This window comes from Neobacillus sp. NPDC093182 (assembly GCF_044754045.1).
Genome location: NZ_JBIVOI010000001.1, coordinates 756,839 through 772,322, shown reverse-complemented (window position 1 = coordinate 772,322; position 15,484 = coordinate 756,839). Strand labels below are relative to the sequence as shown.

General features: G+C 37.7%; 15 protein-coding genes. 13 read left to right on the top strand and 2 right to left on the bottom strand.

Features of this window, described 5'->3' with window-relative positions; translation table 11 throughout:
• The first annotated feature begins 279 nt into the window (after positions 1 to 279).
• Positions 280 to 1,467 carry a methionine gamma-lyase gene (megL, locus tag ACIQAA_RS04045; RefSeq protein WP_402615292.1) on the top strand — a complete coding sequence of 396 codons (1,188 nt, stop codon included), beginning with the start codon at positions 280 to 282 and terminating at the stop codon, positions 1,465 to 1,467.
• A 431-nt stretch (positions 1,468 to 1,898) separates the two neighbouring features.
• On the opposite strand, the gene ACIQAA_RS04040 is transcribed toward megL, so the two are convergent.
• Positions 1,899 to 2,381, bottom strand: coding sequence for a GAF domain-containing protein (locus ACIQAA_RS04040; protein ID WP_402615289.1), 483 nt, complete (start codon positions 2,379 to 2,381; stop codon positions 1,899 to 1,901).
• Between the two features lie 154 nt (positions 2,382 to 2,535).
• Here ACIQAA_RS04040 and refZ point away from each other — a divergent pair, with 154 nt between their 5' ends.
• From refZ to mbcS, 6 genes are all read left to right on the top strand, one after another.
• The gene (refZ, locus tag ACIQAA_RS04035; protein ID WP_402615287.1) at positions 2,536 to 3,165 is read left to right on the top strand and encodes a forespore capture DNA-binding protein RefZ; all 630 of its coding nucleotides are present in this window, start codon (positions 2,536 to 2,538) and stop codon (positions 3,163 to 3,165) included.
• Between the two features lie 290 nt (positions 3,166 to 3,455).
• Positions 3,456 to 5,144, top strand: coding sequence for a septation ring formation regulator EzrA (gene ezrA, locus ACIQAA_RS04030; protein WP_402615285.1), 1,689 nt, complete (start codon positions 3,456 to 3,458; stop codon positions 5,142 to 5,144).
• Positions 5,145 to 5,270: 126 nt separating this feature from the next.
• On the top strand, positions 5,271 to 6,413 hold the full coding sequence (locus ACIQAA_RS04025) for a cysteine desulfurase family protein (protein ID WP_402615279.1): 1,143 nt from the start codon (positions 5,271 to 5,273) through the stop codon (positions 6,411 to 6,413).
• A gap of 1 nt (position 6,414) precedes the next feature.
• On the top strand, positions 6,415 to 7,620 hold the full coding sequence (gene thiI / locus ACIQAA_RS04020; RefSeq protein ID WP_402615276.1) for a tRNA uracil 4-sulfurtransferase ThiI: 1,206 nt from the start codon (positions 6,415 to 6,417) through the stop codon (positions 7,618 to 7,620).
• Between the two features lie 275 nt (positions 7,621 to 7,895).
• A complete protein-coding gene (locus ACIQAA_RS04015; RefSeq protein WP_402615273.1) occupies positions 7,896 to 8,099 on the top strand; it encodes an alpha/beta-type small acid-soluble spore protein in 204 nt (67 codons plus the stop codon).
• Between the two features lie 147 nt (positions 8,100 to 8,246).
• Positions 8,247 to 9,830, top strand: a complete 1,584-nt coding sequence (gene mbcS, locus ACIQAA_RS04010) for an acyl-CoA synthetase MbcS (RefSeq protein ID WP_402615270.1) — start codon at positions 8,247 to 8,249, stop codon at positions 9,828 to 9,830.
• A gap of 48 nt (positions 9,831 to 9,878) precedes the next feature.
• Here the strand turns inward: mbcS and ACIQAA_RS04005 are convergent, their stop codons facing one another.
• A complete protein-coding gene (locus ACIQAA_RS04005; protein ID WP_402615267.1) occupies positions 9,879 to 10,700 on the bottom strand; it encodes an NAD kinase in 822 nt (273 codons plus the stop codon).
• 155 nt (positions 10,701 to 10,855) lie between these two features.
• Here ACIQAA_RS04005 and sppA point away from each other — a divergent pair, with 155 nt between their 5' ends.
• From sppA to ACIQAA_RS03975, 6 genes are all read left to right on the top strand, one after another.
• The gene (gene sppA, locus ACIQAA_RS04000; protein ID WP_402615264.1) at positions 10,856 to 11,866 is read left to right on the top strand and encodes a signal peptide peptidase SppA; all 1,011 of its coding nucleotides are present in this window, start codon (positions 10,856 to 10,858) and stop codon (positions 11,864 to 11,866) included.
• Between the two features lie 11 nt (positions 11,867 to 11,877).
• On the top strand, positions 11,878 to 12,357 hold the full coding sequence (locus ACIQAA_RS03995; RefSeq protein ID WP_402615262.1) for an RDD family protein: 480 nt from the start codon (positions 11,878 to 11,880) through the stop codon (positions 12,355 to 12,357).
• An 86-nt stretch (positions 12,358 to 12,443) separates the two neighbouring features.
• The gene (locus ACIQAA_RS03990) at positions 12,444 to 13,136 is read left to right on the top strand and encodes a DUF2953 domain-containing protein (RefSeq protein ID WP_402615259.1); all 693 of its coding nucleotides are present in this window, start codon (positions 12,444 to 12,446) and stop codon (positions 13,134 to 13,136) included.
• An 18-nt stretch (positions 13,137 to 13,154) separates the two neighbouring features.
• Positions 13,155 to 13,643: a GerW family sporulation protein gene (gene ytfJ, locus ACIQAA_RS03985; protein ID WP_402615256.1), complete on the top strand. Its 489-nt coding sequence runs from the start codon at positions 13,155 to 13,157 to the stop codon at positions 13,641 to 13,643.
• Between the two features lie 170 nt (positions 13,644 to 13,813).
• Positions 13,814 to 14,314, top strand: coding sequence for a thiol peroxidase (gene tpx, locus ACIQAA_RS03980; RefSeq protein WP_034676799.1), 501 nt, complete (start codon positions 13,814 to 13,816; stop codon positions 14,312 to 14,314).
• A gap of 66 nt (positions 14,315 to 14,380) precedes the next feature.
• Positions 14,381 to 15,364, top strand: a complete 984-nt coding sequence (locus ACIQAA_RS03975; RefSeq protein ID WP_402615252.1) for a class I SAM-dependent methyltransferase — start codon at positions 14,381 to 14,383, stop codon at positions 15,362 to 15,364.
• Positions 15,365 to 15,484 lie beyond the last annotated feature (120 nt).

Here is a 15,484-nt window from a genome sequence, read left to right as displayed (position 1 = left end):
TTTGGTAAAATAAAAACCGTTATGAAACATCAATGATAGCCATTTTGTTTTCATGCACCTTCGCCCTAGCAGCAGAGGGTTACAAGATACACCATCAAATGAGTTCAATGACTCATGAGGAACAAAATGAATCCATTCACGTGTTCACATAGGCTGCAGTTATTTTACACAAAGGATATTATATAATTTTATTCATCAATGTGTCAAGTTAATTTCAGGAAAGGAATAGGATAAAGAAACTGATAAAAATGATAGCGTTTTCAAATAGGAGGAGTCAGCTTGGCAAATGAAAATTTTCGCTTTGAAACGGAAGCCGTTCATTCGGGGTACCATTCAGATGAGCACCAAGGAAGTTTAGTTCCTCCCTTGTACCAAACTTCCACATTCACCTTTTCTAGTGCTGAACAAGGGGAAAGAAGATTTGCAGGTCAAGAGGAAGGATTTATATACTCCCGTCTGGGAAATCCCACAGTAAAAATGCTCGAAGACCGAATGGCAAAGCTGGAACAAGGTGAAGCCGCTCTGGCATTTTCATCAGGGATGGCAGCAGTTTCTGCTGTGTTAACGGCTTTAACTAAAACAGGTGACCACATCCTGTGTTCACAGGGTGTATATGGCTGCACGTTTGGATTATTGCAATTGTTAAAAGAAAAATATAACGTCACCCATGATTTTTCGTTAATGGCATCAAAGGAAATGCTAGAAGAAGAAATCCGCCCAAACACTGCCTGTATCTATATAGAAACCCCGATTAATCCTACCATGAAACTAGTTGACTTAGAATTGGTCGCCAGTATTGCTAAACAACGTGGTATTCCTGTTGTGGTGGACAATACGTTTTGCTCACCGTATTTACAAACTCCTATTAACCTAGGCTGTGAGATTGTTATTCATAGTGCAACAAAATATATTTGTGGTCACGGTGATGTGATTGCCGGAATCGTTGTTGGCAACCGTGATTTCATCAAACAGGTGTCAAGAACAACACAAAAAGATATTGGCGGCACGATCTCACCGTTTGATGCCTGGCTTTTATTAAGGGGGTTAAAAACGCTGCCCGTCAGGATGGACCGTCATTGTGAGAATGCCAATATGCTTGTTGAATTTTTACGGAATCATCCAAAAGTAGAGAAGCTCTATTTTCCTGGCAATAGTGATTATATAGAAGACAATAAAATCATGCATAAACAAATGAAAAAACCTGGCGGAGTGATTTCTTTTTCTATAAAAGGAACAAAAGAAACGGCTCAATTTTTTATGAATCAATTACAATTGGTAAAAATAGCGGTAAGTTTAGGGGACGCTGAGACGCTGATACAGCACCCCGCAACCATGACACATGCTGTCGTTCCAGCAGCAGAACGAAGAAAAATGGGAATTGACGATACATTACTCCGCCTGTCAGTGGGTCTTGAAGCATGGGAGGATATCCAAGAGGACTTAGAACAAGCGCTTGAAGAAATATAAAAAACTCGCCTCGGCGAGTTCAGGCTGTCAATAATGACTAGACAGCCATTATCTTTTTTATAACTTTAATAGTGCACAGATTTTTACCAATACAGGTAGGACGTATAATTGTCCTGGAAGCCCTTGATTAAGGACGAATCCTCCTGGCGGCGTGTGTGTGCATTACTTTCGAAGTCAGGTAAAATACTTTACAAATTTAGATTGGAGCGGAAGGTGCGAAGACTCCTGCGGGAGACCCCGCAGGCGCTTTGCGCTGAGGAGGCTCCCCGGCACGCCCGCGGAAAGCGAAGCACCTGGAGCGGAAATTAACAGGCCTGTGAGCATGCACGGAATTTTTTTAGAAAAATCGGTAGGTTAGATTCCGATAAAATAAAAAATTGCCGAGAAAGATACCCTTTCTCGACAATCTGAACTCGCCTCGGCGAGTTTTTTTACAAATGGTTTACAAGAATGGCTGTTAATTCTTCCAATTGCTGTTGGTCCAGCTCATCAAAGCGATTTTTCTCAGGTGAGTCAATGTCTAAGACCCCAAGTAATTTTCCATCCTTGATTAGAGGTATAACGATTTCGGAGTTGGAGGCCGCATCACAGGCAATGTGTCCAGGAAATTGATGAACGTCTTCTACCCGGATGGTTTCCATTTTTTTTGCGGATGTTCCACATACACCTTTCCCCAGAGGGATGCGGACACATGCCGGAAGTCCTTGGAAGGGACCCAATACTAGCTCATTGTTCTCATCCATTAAATAGAAGCCAACCCAGTTTATACGATCAAGAAACTGATTTAATAATGCGGAAGTATTGCTAAGATTAGCGATTTGATTATTCTCGCCATGGAGAAGAGCCTGTAATTGTTTTTTTACCAAATCATAATTTTCTTGGCGGCTCCCTTTGTACATTTCGACATTAAACATGCTTTTTCACCCATTCCTTAATAAATTTCTTATATATTTTATCAAACTGACTAGAAAAAGAGCATACTTTGTCGATATTTTCATGAAGGAATCAACCATCCAAGCGAGAATTGTTATAGAAAGATAAAAAAACTCGTGTATACGGAGGTGTACGATGAAAAAGGATTCTAAAGAAGAAATAGTGAAAGCAGCGATATCGCTTTTTAATTCAAATGGGTATGCTGGAACATCGATACGTGATATTGCAACCGAAGCAAAAGTAAACTCAGCAACCATCGCTTACCATTTTGAGAATAAGCTTGGATTATTAGAATATTGCTTTACTTACTTTTTTGAGCAATATCTCAGTATTATTGAAGAAAAGTTTTCTTTAATGGATACAGGCGTTAAGGATTGTTTAAAACGGATTACAGCTGACCTGCTTCACTATCAATGTGAAAATATTGAACTTACAAGCTTCGTATACCGAGAGATGTCAATGGATTCTCAGGTAGTCAGAGAAATTATGTCTACCTATGCATTAAAGGAAAAGTACTATTTTCAAAAGATTTTTGAAAAAGGGTTTGAACGGAAGGAATTCCGTCCACATTCTATTGCCTATTTAATAATTCAATACAAAGGCTTACTTATGATGCCGTTTATTAATGCTCATTATTTAAGAGAGGTACTATATATTTTTCCAAATGAAAGGTTCTTTGAACAAAAGTACCTAAAGGAAATTAATAGCTGGATCGAAAATACACTGGGAACTAAAATAATAGAAAAGAAAGAGGCCATCCTCTAATTGAAACAACAATATAAATATTTATTTGGTAAGCACTAGCTAGGAAACCTAATTTCCTTCAGCAAGTGCTTTTTAATTTGGAGTTACGATGATTCATCTTTTCATAAAGATTGTCATAAAATAGTAAATTAAAATTTCTTTTACAAAAAAATTGAAAATACTGGTCAAAAAATGTCGTTTACATGGTATCATAGAGGCATTGAACTTTACCGTATATCGATGGTTTTTAATAGATTAGTATCTAGCGCTTGAAAGATTTAAATGAAGTGTTTGAAACAGGGGGCTTGAACGTGACATATTTTATTGGATTTATTATCCTGCTACTAGCCTTATTCGTATTGGGGTATTTTATAAAGAAAAAGTATTTTAAAGAAATGGATAGGTTAGAAGCCTGGAAAATAGATTTGTTTAACCGGCCGATTCTGGATGAAATGTCAAAGGTAAAACAATTAAATATGACCGGACAAACCGAGGAATTATTCGAAGGCTGGCGTAATCAATGGGATGATATCATAACGGTTAAATTGCCTGATCTTGAAGAGATGTTATTTGACGCTGAAGAATTTATCGATAAATACCGATTTAATAAAGCAAAGGCTGTTCAACAGGAAATCAAAGATAAATTACAGTCCACTGAAAATGAGATTAATAAAATTGTTGAAGAGCTTCATGAACTTGTTGGAAGTGAAGAAAAGAACAGGACGGAAATTGAGCAGTTAAAGGAATTGTATCGGGAAACGAAAAAAACGCTGCTTGCTCATCGACATAGTTTTGGAAAGTCCGAAAAATACTTAGAAGCTCAACTAGAGGAAGTTACGAAAAAGTTTCACGAATTTGATGAGAAGACGGATCATGGTAACTATCTTGAAGCACGAGAGCTGGTATTAGGAATTCACGATCAACTAGTGAAGGTTAAAAACAATATGGATACTATTCCTCAGCTGTTAATAGAGTGTCAATCTCTTATTCCGGCTCAATTGTCAGATATTCTCGAAGGCTATCGTGAAATGACCGAGAAGGGGTATTACTTAAGCCATATTCAATTAGAAAATGAAATTGAAAGTCTGCAAGAAAAATTGGTTGAGTATTTAGCACTGATTGAAGAGACGAAAATAGAAGAAGCACTTGAGGGAATAGGTGAAGTTAAAGAGCGAATTGATATTCTGTTTGATTTATTAGAAAAAGAAGTGAATGCCAAGCATTTTATCCTTCAAAATGAAAAAGGGATGAGTGGACTTTTATCTTCGGTTCTTGAAGAACATGACCATCTTTCTAATGAAGTAAAGCATGTTCAAGAAAGCTATCATCTGACAGAAAGTGACTTTGAAATTCAGAGGCACTTGGAAAAACAGCTTTCCACTGTTACAAAGCACTATGAAATCTTGATGGAAAAAATTAATATCAATGAAACAGCCTTAACGATTCTTTGTGAAGAACTGAAAGAAATAAAAATGCATATAGAAATGATTCAGGAAGAGCAGGAAAATTTCGCTCTGAAGTTACAAGCCCTAAGAAAAGATGAGTTCGAAGCGCGTGAAACACTAAGGGATTTAACTAAAAAAGTAGGCGAAACGATTCGTTTAGTAACTAAGAGTAATATTCCGGGATTACCAGAGGACTACAAATATTTATTGGAAGATACAAATGAGAGTATACAAAACGTAAAGCTTCAGCTTCAAGAAAAGCCACTTAACGTATCAGCTTTGAATCAATATTTAGAGATTGCAGTTTTAACTGTTGAAAAATTATCCAATACAACCGTTGACCTCATTGAAAATGTTATGCTTGCTGAAAAGGCGATTCAATACGGAAACAGATACAGAAGTCAGTATCCTTCTGTTGCCAAGGGACTTAGTGATGCAGAAAATGCTTTTAGACATTTTGAGTATCAAGAAGCTTTAGAGCAGGCAGCTGCTTCTCTTGAATCTATTGACCCAGGAGTCTTGAAGAAAATCAAGGCAGCGGTTGTAAAGCAATAAGAATAACTTTAAACCGATTTAGCCCGAAAAAGGCGAATCGGTTTTTATTTGTCTATATCACAATACTTTTTCAATTGATTAAGTTTGTGGTAAGATTTAGTCCTGCAAAGGTGAGGTGTTTGAAAGATGATTTATTTTGATAATAGTGCAACGACAAGACCATATAACGAGGTACTAGACTCATTTGTAAAGGTCTCAAGTGAATTTTTTGGCAATCCTTCGTCCCTTCATGGCCTAGGGCTGCAAGCTGAAAAACTTCTCACACAGGCTCGTATACAAGTAGCTAACCTCTTAACTGTAAAACCAACAGAGATTTACTTTACTTCTGGTGGTACCGAAAGTAATAATTTAGCCATTAAAGGGACAGCGATGTTGCATAAGAACAAAGGGAAGCACTTAATTCTATCTAGTGTTGAGCACCCTTCTGTCCGTGGTGCTATGGAACAGTTAAAAAAGTTAGGTTTTGACATTACCTATTTGCCGGCTGATCAAAATGGAAGAGTAATGGCAGATGATGTCAAAGCTTCTATAAAAAAAGATACAATACTGGTTTCAGTTATGCAGGTCAATAATGAAGTCGGAACGATACAGCCAATTGCAGAAATTGGCAAGCTTTTGAAGCAATATCCTGCTATTCTCTTTCATGTCGACGCTGTACAAGCTGTCGGAAAGGTTCCATTAAACTTAACGGAATATGGTGTGGATTTATGTTCATTATCAGCACATAAATTTCATGGATTAAAGGGGACTGGTGCGCTCTTTATAAGAGAAGGGGTTAGATTGGACCCATTGCTTTCTGGCGGAAACCAAGAATGGAAAGTAAGAAGTGGAACGGAAAATGTTGCAGGAACTGTCGCAATGGCAAAGGCTCTAAGGATGACGATGGTAAAAAGTGAGCTCGGAATAGAAAGAATGAAAAGGGTAAAATCGCTATTAAGAGAAGGTTTAAGCAGAATAGATGATCTTACCATCAATACGCCGACGGAAAATTCTGCACCTCATATACTCAATTTTTCCATAAAGGGAGTTAAAGCAGAAGTTTTAATCCATACTCTTGAGCAAAAAGGAATCTATCTATCGACAACAAGTGCCTGTTCTTCTAAGAAACAATTACCAAGTCAGACACTCTTAGCAATGGGAGTTCCAGATGATTTAGCTGACAGTGCATTTAGAATAAGCCTATCGTATGATAATACAGAAGATGAGGCAGAAAAAGTAATTGTGGCAATCGAAGAGGCTGCCAAACAATTAAGAAAGGTTATGAAATAATATGAATTATGATCGAATCTTGATTCGCTATGGTGAAATCTCTACCAAAGGCCGAAACCGAAAGAAATTTGTAGACAAGTTAAGAAAGAGCGTTCGTATTGCATTAGCTCCCTTTCCGAAAATAAAAATACGGGCAGAGCGGGACAGGATGTACGTGCTTGTTAATGGAGAAAATGTGGAAGAGATCATCAAGTCATTGAAAAATATATTTGGTATCCAATCCCTTAGTCCAGCAATAAGAGTTGAGAGAGACCTTGAAAAAATGAAAGAGGCAGCTCTTTCCTTAGTGAAAAGTCTTTACAAAGAGGGGAAAACCTTTAAAATTTCCCCTAAACGATCGGATAAATCATTCGAATTGGATACATCTGGTATCAATCACACCTTTGGCGGCCATATTCTCGAAAACATACCAGGCATCAAGGTGGATGTGAAAAATCCTGATATCAACTTGAAAATAGAAGTTCTTAGTGAGGCTATCTACATGTCTTGTGAGAACATCTTAGGAGCTGGGGGACTGCCAGTTGGCTCCAGTGGTAAGGCAATGTTAATGCTGTCTGGAGGAATTGATAGTCCAGTGGCAGGATATTTGACAATGAAACGCGGAGTAGAAATAGAAGCTGTACATTTTTTCAGTCCACCGTATACTAGTGAAAGATCCAAGGAAAAAGTAATCGACTTAGCAAAAAAGCTGGCTGAAATATTTGGTTCGATGAAACTTCATATCGTTCCATTTACGGCTATTCAACAATCGATAAAAGAACAAATTCCAGAAAATTACTCAATGACTACCACAAGAAGATTTATGCTGCGAATAACCGATGAAATTAGAAAAAAACAGGAAGGTCTAGCGATTATCACTGGAGATAATCTTGGTCAGGTTGCCAGTCAAACATTAGAAAGTATGTATGCCATTAATGAGGTAACCAATACTCCCATACTGAGACCTCTATTGACAATGGACAAAAATGATATTATAAAAATAGCCAAAGATATCGATACCTATGATATTTCGATTAGACCTTTTGAAGATTGCTGTACAATATTTGTTCCATCCTCACCAAAAACAAAACCGAAAAAAGAAAAAGTTCAGCACTACGAAAGCTTCTTCGACTTCGAACCATTAATCCAAGAAGCAGTCCAAAATACAGAAATGCTGACAATTAAACCAGACAGCAAACAAGTATCTGAATTTGAAGATTTATTTTAAGGCTGTGTAAACCCTACATTTTGTTGATTGGAGCGGAAGGCACGAAGACTCCTGCAGGAGTACGGAGCAGGTGAGACCCCACAGGCGCTAGCGCCGAGGAGGCTCACCGCAACGCCTGCGGAAAGCGAAGTGCCTGGAGCGAAAATCATTAGCCAACAACGTAACACAGCCTTCAACAAGAAATTTGTGAAATATTTGTGAACAATTACCAATTATAAATAAGAATACAGCCATGTGATTCTACACATTCTATACTCACAAGGAGGTGATATCACATGGCTAATAACAACAACTCAAATCAATTACTTGTACCTGGTGTAGAGCAAGCTCTTCAACAAATGAAATTTGAAATTGCTCAAGAATTCGGTGTAAACCTTGGTGCAGACACTACTTCACGTGCTAACGGTTCTGTTGGTGGTGAAATCACTAAGCGTTTAGTTTCAATGGCTGAGTCACAATTAGGCGGATTTTCACGATAACAAATGAATACGATGGCTACAGAGAGTGGGATTTTTCCCACTCTCTTTTTTTATTGCTTTTTTTTAGTATAATAATTTTAAATTTTTAAATAATTTTGTATAATAAGACTTGTGATGATGTATATATCTTGAATGAGGGGGAGGAACATGAACCGCGAAGAATTAATAGCACCAGAAAAGTATAATCTTGTATCGGAAGTAGAACGATTTGCAAAAGATCCCAAGAGATTAGCATTAAAATGGGAAAATGAATTAGGGGAAACAAAACAGGTTACATATCAAGAATTAATAAAAAAAGTTAATCAAGCGGGAAATGTCTTGACACAGAGTGGTTTGAAAAAAGGCGATGTAGTCTTAGTGATAATACCAAGACTAATCGAAGCCTATGTTGTATACTTGGCTGCTTTAAAAGCCGGTCTTGTTGTTATTCCAAGTTCGGAAATGCTGCGAGAAAAGGATCTACAATATCGTATTTCACATGGAGATGTAAAAGCTGTAGTTAGTTATTACCCATTTGTCGATCAATTTGAAAATATTACTAGTCAACAATCACTTTTGAAGTTGTCAGTAGGAGCAAAGCAGGAGGGCTGGGTTCATTTAGAAGAAGAAATGAATGCGGTTTCACAGGATTTTGAGTTTGCTGATACACTTCGTGATGACATGGCGTTTCTATCCTATACATCAGGAACAACTGGTAATCCAAAAGGGGTTGTACATACACACGGATGGGCATTTGCACATTTAAAAACGGCAGCTCCTAAGTGGCTTTGTATCGAAGATGGTGATACAGTTTGGGCTACTGCTGCCCCTGGCTGGCAAAAGTGGATTTGGAGTCCATTTTTATCCGTGCTTGGTTCAGGTGGAACGGGGTTAGTATATAATGGCAAGTTTGAACCCCAAAAGTATTTAAGTCTTTTAGAGAAGTATTCTGTAAATGTCCTTTGTTGTACACCAACAGAATATCGAATAATGGCAAAAGTAGAAAACTTAGATGATTATCATTTACCAAGTCTGCATAGTGCTGTTTCCGCTGGAGAGCCGCTTAATCGAGAGGTTATTGATACTTTCAAAAGACATTTTAATGTTGATGTCCGTGACGGCTATGGACAAACGGAAAACACCTTGTTGGTTGGTGTAACCAAAGGAATGGAGTTAAAATCTGGTTCTATGGGCAAACCAACTCCAGGCAATCGAGTAGAAATTATTAATGAAGAAGGCGAAGTCTGCCAAGTGGGTGAAGTTGGGGACATCGCTGTACATGTTGAAACACCAGCATTGTTTAAAAGTTATTATAAAGACCCGGAAAGAACAGCCATGCAGTTCCGTGGTGATTATTATATAACTGGGGATAAGGCAAAAAGAGATGAAGATGGATACTTTTGGTTTGAAGGCCGCGGTGATGATATCATTATCAGCTCAGGTTATACAATTGGACCTTTTGAAGTAGAGGATGCACTGGTAAAACATCCATTTGTTAAAGAATGTGCCGTAGTGGCAAGCCCGGATGAAATTCGCGGCTTTATTGTAAAGGCTTTTGTCGTGTTAAAAGAGGATGTCGATGCAAATGACCCTGAATTAACAAAGACTCTTCAAGAGCATGTTAAAACGCTTACAGCTCCTTATAAATACCCAAGGAAAATCGAATATTTATCTGAACTGCCTAAAACCACTTCAGGGAAAATTCGACGAATTGAACTTCGCCAGCAAGAATTACAATCAATAAAACAATAGTATGCAAAAGTAAGGCTGTCTATTTTTTGACAGCCCTTTTGACGTTCTTTATAAGAATGTTCTCTTAACCTTTTCCCAGAAAGAATTATTTTTTAGTTTCAGTGTTTTAATTTTCTTCTCGCTGAGTCTAATTTGGATTTTATCAACATGACGAATGCTTAAAGCCTCATTGTCTAAACCCATTGTAGGGTGCTCATTGCCTTCCGAAATAATTTTCAGAGTCAGGGAGCGTTTGCCGCCAATCACGAAGGGAGCACCCAATGTACGATATTTGTTGTTATTAATAGATGCGACCTCACTCACCTGCATGCAGGGAATTAATGGGTCAACAACAGCGCCGTTTACAGATTTATTGTAAGCCGTACTTCCCGTTGGTGTTGCAACAATCAATCCATCCCCACGGAAGGTTTCAAAATGTAATTCATCAATAAAAACATCTAATTCAAGAGTTCTAATGATGGAAGAGCGAATACTAAACTCATTGAGGCATGGAAATATCCCTTGTCCATCGACCATCACTTCAATAATAGGATACCGCCGTACCTTTAAATCTTCATTCGTAACAGTCTCAACCTTAGATACGGCTTCAACCATTTTAGAGGAATCATTAATTTTGAAATCACAATACATACTCAAACTATCCTTTGTTGTGATCCCACAATAAAGGACATCATCACGAAAGCCTGTTTTCCTTACAGCTTGAAGGAAAGTACCATCATCGCCGATGCTTGCAATAATATTGGCATCACGGTGATCATTTACAATCGTCAAACCGTATTGCTTTGCGGAATCATCCAAATTTCCGACCTGTTCTAGCATTTCCTTATCTAAATGATGATAAAAGTAGATATTACGTCTATGGCCCATCATGCCCTCCAAATTTTGAAAATTAATTTTGAGAAAAATTCCCATGAAACTTTTTATTTTTGATAAACTTAGGAAGTCTGCTTTAATTTTAGCATTATTTTGAAACAATATTAAATTATGTAAGGGAAAATTCATAAGAATTAAAGGAGGAGTAACGCATGAATGGGAAACGATGGGCTGCCCTTGGAATTGCTGCGGCATTATTTTTTGTATCTGTCGTGATTAACTTTTTATCTGCCTTTGCTTTTAAAGGGGTAGAAACGGATTTAAGTGAGATCTTAGCTGCGACAGAGCTGCCTTTCACGGAGGAAATTGTGCAGGAAGGAAATGAAATGAAAAAGATTGCCGTACTCGACGTTGATGGCGTTATACAAGATACAAACAGTGCTGAATCTTTTTTTCAATCCGCTGGATACAATCACCAAGGATTTATGAAAAAATTAGAGTACATAAAAGAAGATGATACCGTAAAGGGGATTATTCTTAAGGTTAACTCTCCCGGTGGCGGTGTAGTGGAAAGTGCTGAAATTCATGATAAATTAGTTGAAATTCAAAAGGAAACAAAGAAACCGGTCTATGTTTCAATGGGTTCAATGGCTGCCTCTGGCGGTTATTATATTTCAGCTGGTGCCAAAAAGATTTTTGCAAGTGAAGAAACGCTAACAGGTTCTCTTGGAGTCATCATGCAAGGAATTAATTATGAAGGATTGGCTGATAAGTATGGCGTAGATTTTGTAACCATCAAAAGCGGCCAATATAAAGACATAATGAGCCCAACCCGCCAAATGACAGAAGACGAACGGCAAATTCTCCAAAGTATGATTGACAATTCCTATGAAGGGTTCGTGAAGGTAATTTCAGAGGGAAGAAAGATGACAACAGACCAAGTAAAAGAGATTGCCGATGGAAGAATTTACGATGGAAGACAAGCCAAAGAGCTAAATTTGATAGATGACTTTGGATATTTAGAAGATGTAATCCAACAAATGATGGAAGACGAGAAGCTTAAAGACGCTAAGGTTGTCCGATATACTGAGGCATTAGGTTTCGGTTCCCTATTGAATTTCAAGGTTCAGAAATTAATCGGTACCGAAAATGAGATGGCTGGACTGATGGAAATTTTATCAAGACCAAATTCTCCACGTCTAATGTACTTATATGCAGAGTAGGGGGGAAGCAGATGGAATTTGAAAATCAAGAGGAATTTGCTGAATCAGTAACCATTCAGAAACCCGATACTGGTTCCATTCGTTTTGCTGGTTTTTGGATGCGGTTTTGGGCATACCTGCTAGATTTGATTGTTATAGGGAGTATAGAGAGATTAATCATTAACCCTTTATTTCGAATCTTAGAAATTCCATTAATGGAATTTAATATGTTTGCCCCTATTTCAATCGCTTCAGCAATCATATTTTATTTATATTTTGTGTTAATGACAAAGTACTTTCATCAGACCCTTGGAAAAATGGTATTTGGATTAAGAGTAATTGATTTAAAGAGTGACAAATTATCCTGGGGAACAATCCTCTTCCGAGAATGGATTGGTCGATTTATCTCGGCAACCATTGTTATAGGGTATATCGTAGTTGCTTTTTTACCAAAGAAACAAGGCCTGCACGACCTATTTACAGACACTTCTGTTATCCATGTAGAACGATAACTTTTGACCCGCTAACGATAAGTTAGCGGGTTTATTTTTTCCTCTTGAGGTGATACTAACTAATAGGCTGAAAGGGTGTGAAAAAAATGGTTTGGCTGGTAATAGCTCTCATTATTATCATTTTATTTATTCTACTAATCATTTTTTCGAAACTAACGATTCGCCTTAATTATTTTCATCATAATGAAAACGATGAATTGAAAATACAGTTTAGAATCTGGTTTGGCTTAATTCGTTACACAATCAATGTACCGCTAGTCAAAATTGATGATAACTCCCCAAGCATTGTCATGAAGGGCAATACACAAATGGGGGATTCAAGTGAAAACCAGTCCCCGACAAAGGAAGCGCAAATCACAAAAGATGGTATCATATCAAAATTTACTAACGCAAAAGAACTCATTCAGCATGTTGTTAATGTCAATATCATCGTAAAGAAATTCATGAAAAAAATAGTAATCAAACATTTTGAATGGCATTCATTAGTGGGCGTAGGTGATGCTGCACATACAGGGATCATAACAGGTGCACTTTGGACACTAAAGGGAAGCATTATGGGGATACTTAGTCACTTTTTGAGGATGAAGGAAATGCCGGTATTATCCATTACCCCTCACTTTCAATTAGCCATCATCCAAACCCATATCACATGTATTTTTCAGTTTCGTATCGGGTATGCTATTTTAGCAGGATTAAAACTAATTAAATTCTGGAAGGGCGGACGCCCAAATCTCAAAATGGAGACTGCCTATTCAAAGGAAAAAACTAAAACCGTATAAAAAGAGGAGGAAACAGCTATGTCTGAACATCCAATTCAAGGTTTAATGACAACTGCGATGGAAAGTTTAAAAGAAATGATTGACGTTAATACGATTATTGGTGATCCTGTTGAAACTCCTGATGGAAGCGTTATTCTCACCGTCTCCAAAGTGGGCTTTGGATTTGCCGCTGGTGGAAGTGAATTTAAATTGGACGGGTCACAATCGAAAGGACAAGAAGAAGGTAAAGGTTCTCCAAAGCTTCCATTTGGCGGAGGTAGCGGCGGCGGAGTCTCGATAACTCCAATTGCATTCTTAATTGTAAACTCAAAAGGTGTAAAAATGCTCCATCTTGACGAAAGTACCCACCTTTATGAGAAAATTTTAGAATTGGCACCTCAAGCGGTGGATAAGATTCAACAAATGTTCTCGAAGAAAAATGAGCAGCAAGGCTCCAAACAAGACTCACAGCAGGGTTCGCAGCAATCGAAGCAAAACGAATCTCAAAAGCAAGAATTTGATATATAAGTTAAAAAGTTAACTTCCACATACAAACGGGGGAGGTTAACTTTTTTCATGAAAGTGAAAGCTTAAATAATTGCAAAAAGAATTCTGAAAAGATATATTTACACTGTACATAATTGTAATGAAGGCGAAATGGATTTGCTTTTGTTCGTACGAAAAAGGAGGATGTTAAAATGGCAAACGTAACTTTTAAGGGGAACCCAGTAACATTGCTAGGCAACGAAGTGAAGGTGGGAGACAAAGCTCCTAATTTTAGCGTATTGGCAAATGATTTATCACCTGTAACCTTAGAAAATACAAAAGGACAGGTTCGTTTAATCAGTGCTGTTCCTTCTTTAGATACGGGCGTGTGTGATGCTGAAACACGTCGTTTCAATGAAGAAGCAAATAGCTTAGGAGATGTTAAAATCCTAACTATCAGCGTTGACCTGCCATTTGCACAAAAGCGCTGGTGCGGGGCAAACGGTATTGAAAATGTCCAAACATTATCAGACCACCGCGATCTTTCTTTTGGAGAAGCATACGGTGTTGCGATTCAAGAGTTGAGATTATTAACTCGTGCAGTCTTTGTTGTAGATTCTACAGATACTGTTACTTATGTGGAATATGTAAGTGAGGCAACAAATCACCCTAACTATGAAGCAGCACTTGAAGCAGCTAGAAACGCAAAGTAATTTTAATGACGATAGAAGGCCTCGTCTATTGGATGAGGTCTTTTTCTTTATTTGGGAGGTGTTAGCATGAAAATTGCTCCAGTCGAACAGCTTTTCACACTATTTAATGAAACGGCTCTTGTTTTACAGGAAGAATTATCATGTACATATTTAGAGGCTTTGGCCGAAACAGGAGAGAATCTATTTCACGGCTCTGTTCTTCAGGAAGAAGTAAGTGAAATAACGGAAAAAAGACTTAATAAACAATACAAAGAAATCAATTTAGACAATTTTACAAAGGAAGAAATTCGTAAAGCCTATCAGTTGGTAATCTTAAAGGGAATGAAAGAAAATGTTCAGCCTAACCATCAGATGACACCTGATAGTGTAGGAATGTTACTTAGTTATCTAGTGGAAAAGTTTATGACACAGTCTTCCTTCCGATTATTAGATCCTGCCATTGGAACAGGGAATTTATTAACAACCGTATTAAACCAATTGCAAAAGAATGTACAATCGATTGGTATTGATATTGATGACTTGTTAATTAAACTTGCCTATGTGAATGCAAATTTACAAGAACATCCGATTGAGCTATTTAACCAGGATAGTCTGGAACCTTTATTTATTGACCCCGTTGACGCGGTGATAGCCGATTTGCCTGTTGGGTATTATCCCAATGATGTTCGTGCGCTAGATTACCAATTAAAGGCGGATGAAGGCCACTCCTATGCTCATCACTTATTTATGGAGCAAAGTGTCCGCCACACCAAATCGGGAGGATATTTATTTTTTATCATTCCAAATGGCCTCTTTGAAAGTGATCAAGCACACCAGCTTCGTGATTTCTTTAAAGAAGAAGTCATTATTCAAGGGGTACTCCAACTGCCAATCAGTATGTTTAAGAATAAAAATGCAGCGAAAAGTATCTTAATCCTGCAGAAGAAGGGCGAAGGAATAGCGGCACCGAAACAAGCCTTACTTGCTAATCTGCCAAGCTTATCAAGTGCAGTTGAGATGGACAGTATCTTAAGAAAAATAGATAAATGGTTTCAAGACAATAAGCGATAAAACCGGGTTTAGTAACGGTTTTATCGCTTTTTTATCGGTTAAGAACAATTAGAATAATGTGAATAAATTTTCATTTTAAAGGTAACCGTTTCCATCCAATTTCCTCCTTGAAATGTAATA

Bases quoted from the DNA above. Each gene is read 5' to 3' on its own strand.
- ACIQAA_RS04040 (WP_402615289.1), bottom strand. From the start codon at position 2,381: ATGTTTAATGTCGAAATGTACAAAGGGAGCCGCCAAGAAAATTATGAT.
- refZ (WP_402615287.1), top strand. From the start codon at position 2,536: ATGAAAAAGGATTCTAAAGAAGAAATAGTGAAAGCAGCGATATCGCTT.
- ACIQAA_RS04025 (WP_402615279.1), top strand. From the start codon at position 5,271: ATGATTTATTTTGATAATAGTGCAACGACAAGACCATATAACGAGGTA.
- thiI (WP_402615276.1), top strand. From the start codon at position 6,415: ATGAATTATGATCGAATCTTGATTCGCTATGGTGAAATCTCTACCAAA.
- ACIQAA_RS04015 (WP_402615273.1), top strand. From the start codon at position 7,896: ATGGCTAATAACAACAACTCAAATCAATTACTTGTACCTGGTGTAGAG.
- mbcS (WP_402615270.1), top strand. From the start codon at position 8,247: ATGAACCGCGAAGAATTAATAGCACCAGAAAAGTATAATCTTGTATCG.
- ACIQAA_RS04005 (WP_402615267.1), bottom strand. From the start codon at position 10,700: ATGATGGGCCATAGACGTAATATCTACTTTTATCATCATTTAGATAAG.
- sppA (WP_402615264.1), top strand. From the start codon at position 10,856: ATGAATGGGAAACGATGGGCTGCCCTTGGAATTGCTGCGGCATTATTT.
- ACIQAA_RS03995 (WP_402615262.1), top strand. From the start codon at position 11,878: ATGGAATTTGAAAATCAAGAGGAATTTGCTGAATCAGTAACCATTCAG.
- ACIQAA_RS03990 (WP_402615259.1), top strand. From the start codon at position 12,444: ATGGTTTGGCTGGTAATAGCTCTCATTATTATCATTTTATTTATTCTA.
- ytfJ (WP_402615256.1), top strand. From the start codon at position 13,155: ATGTCTGAACATCCAATTCAAGGTTTAATGACAACTGCGATGGAAAGT.
- tpx (WP_034676799.1), top strand. From the start codon at position 13,814: ATGGCAAACGTAACTTTTAAGGGGAACCCAGTAACATTGCTAGGCAAC.
- ACIQAA_RS03975 (WP_402615252.1), top strand. From the start codon at position 14,381: ATGAAAATTGCTCCAGTCGAACAGCTTTTCACACTATTTAATGAAACG.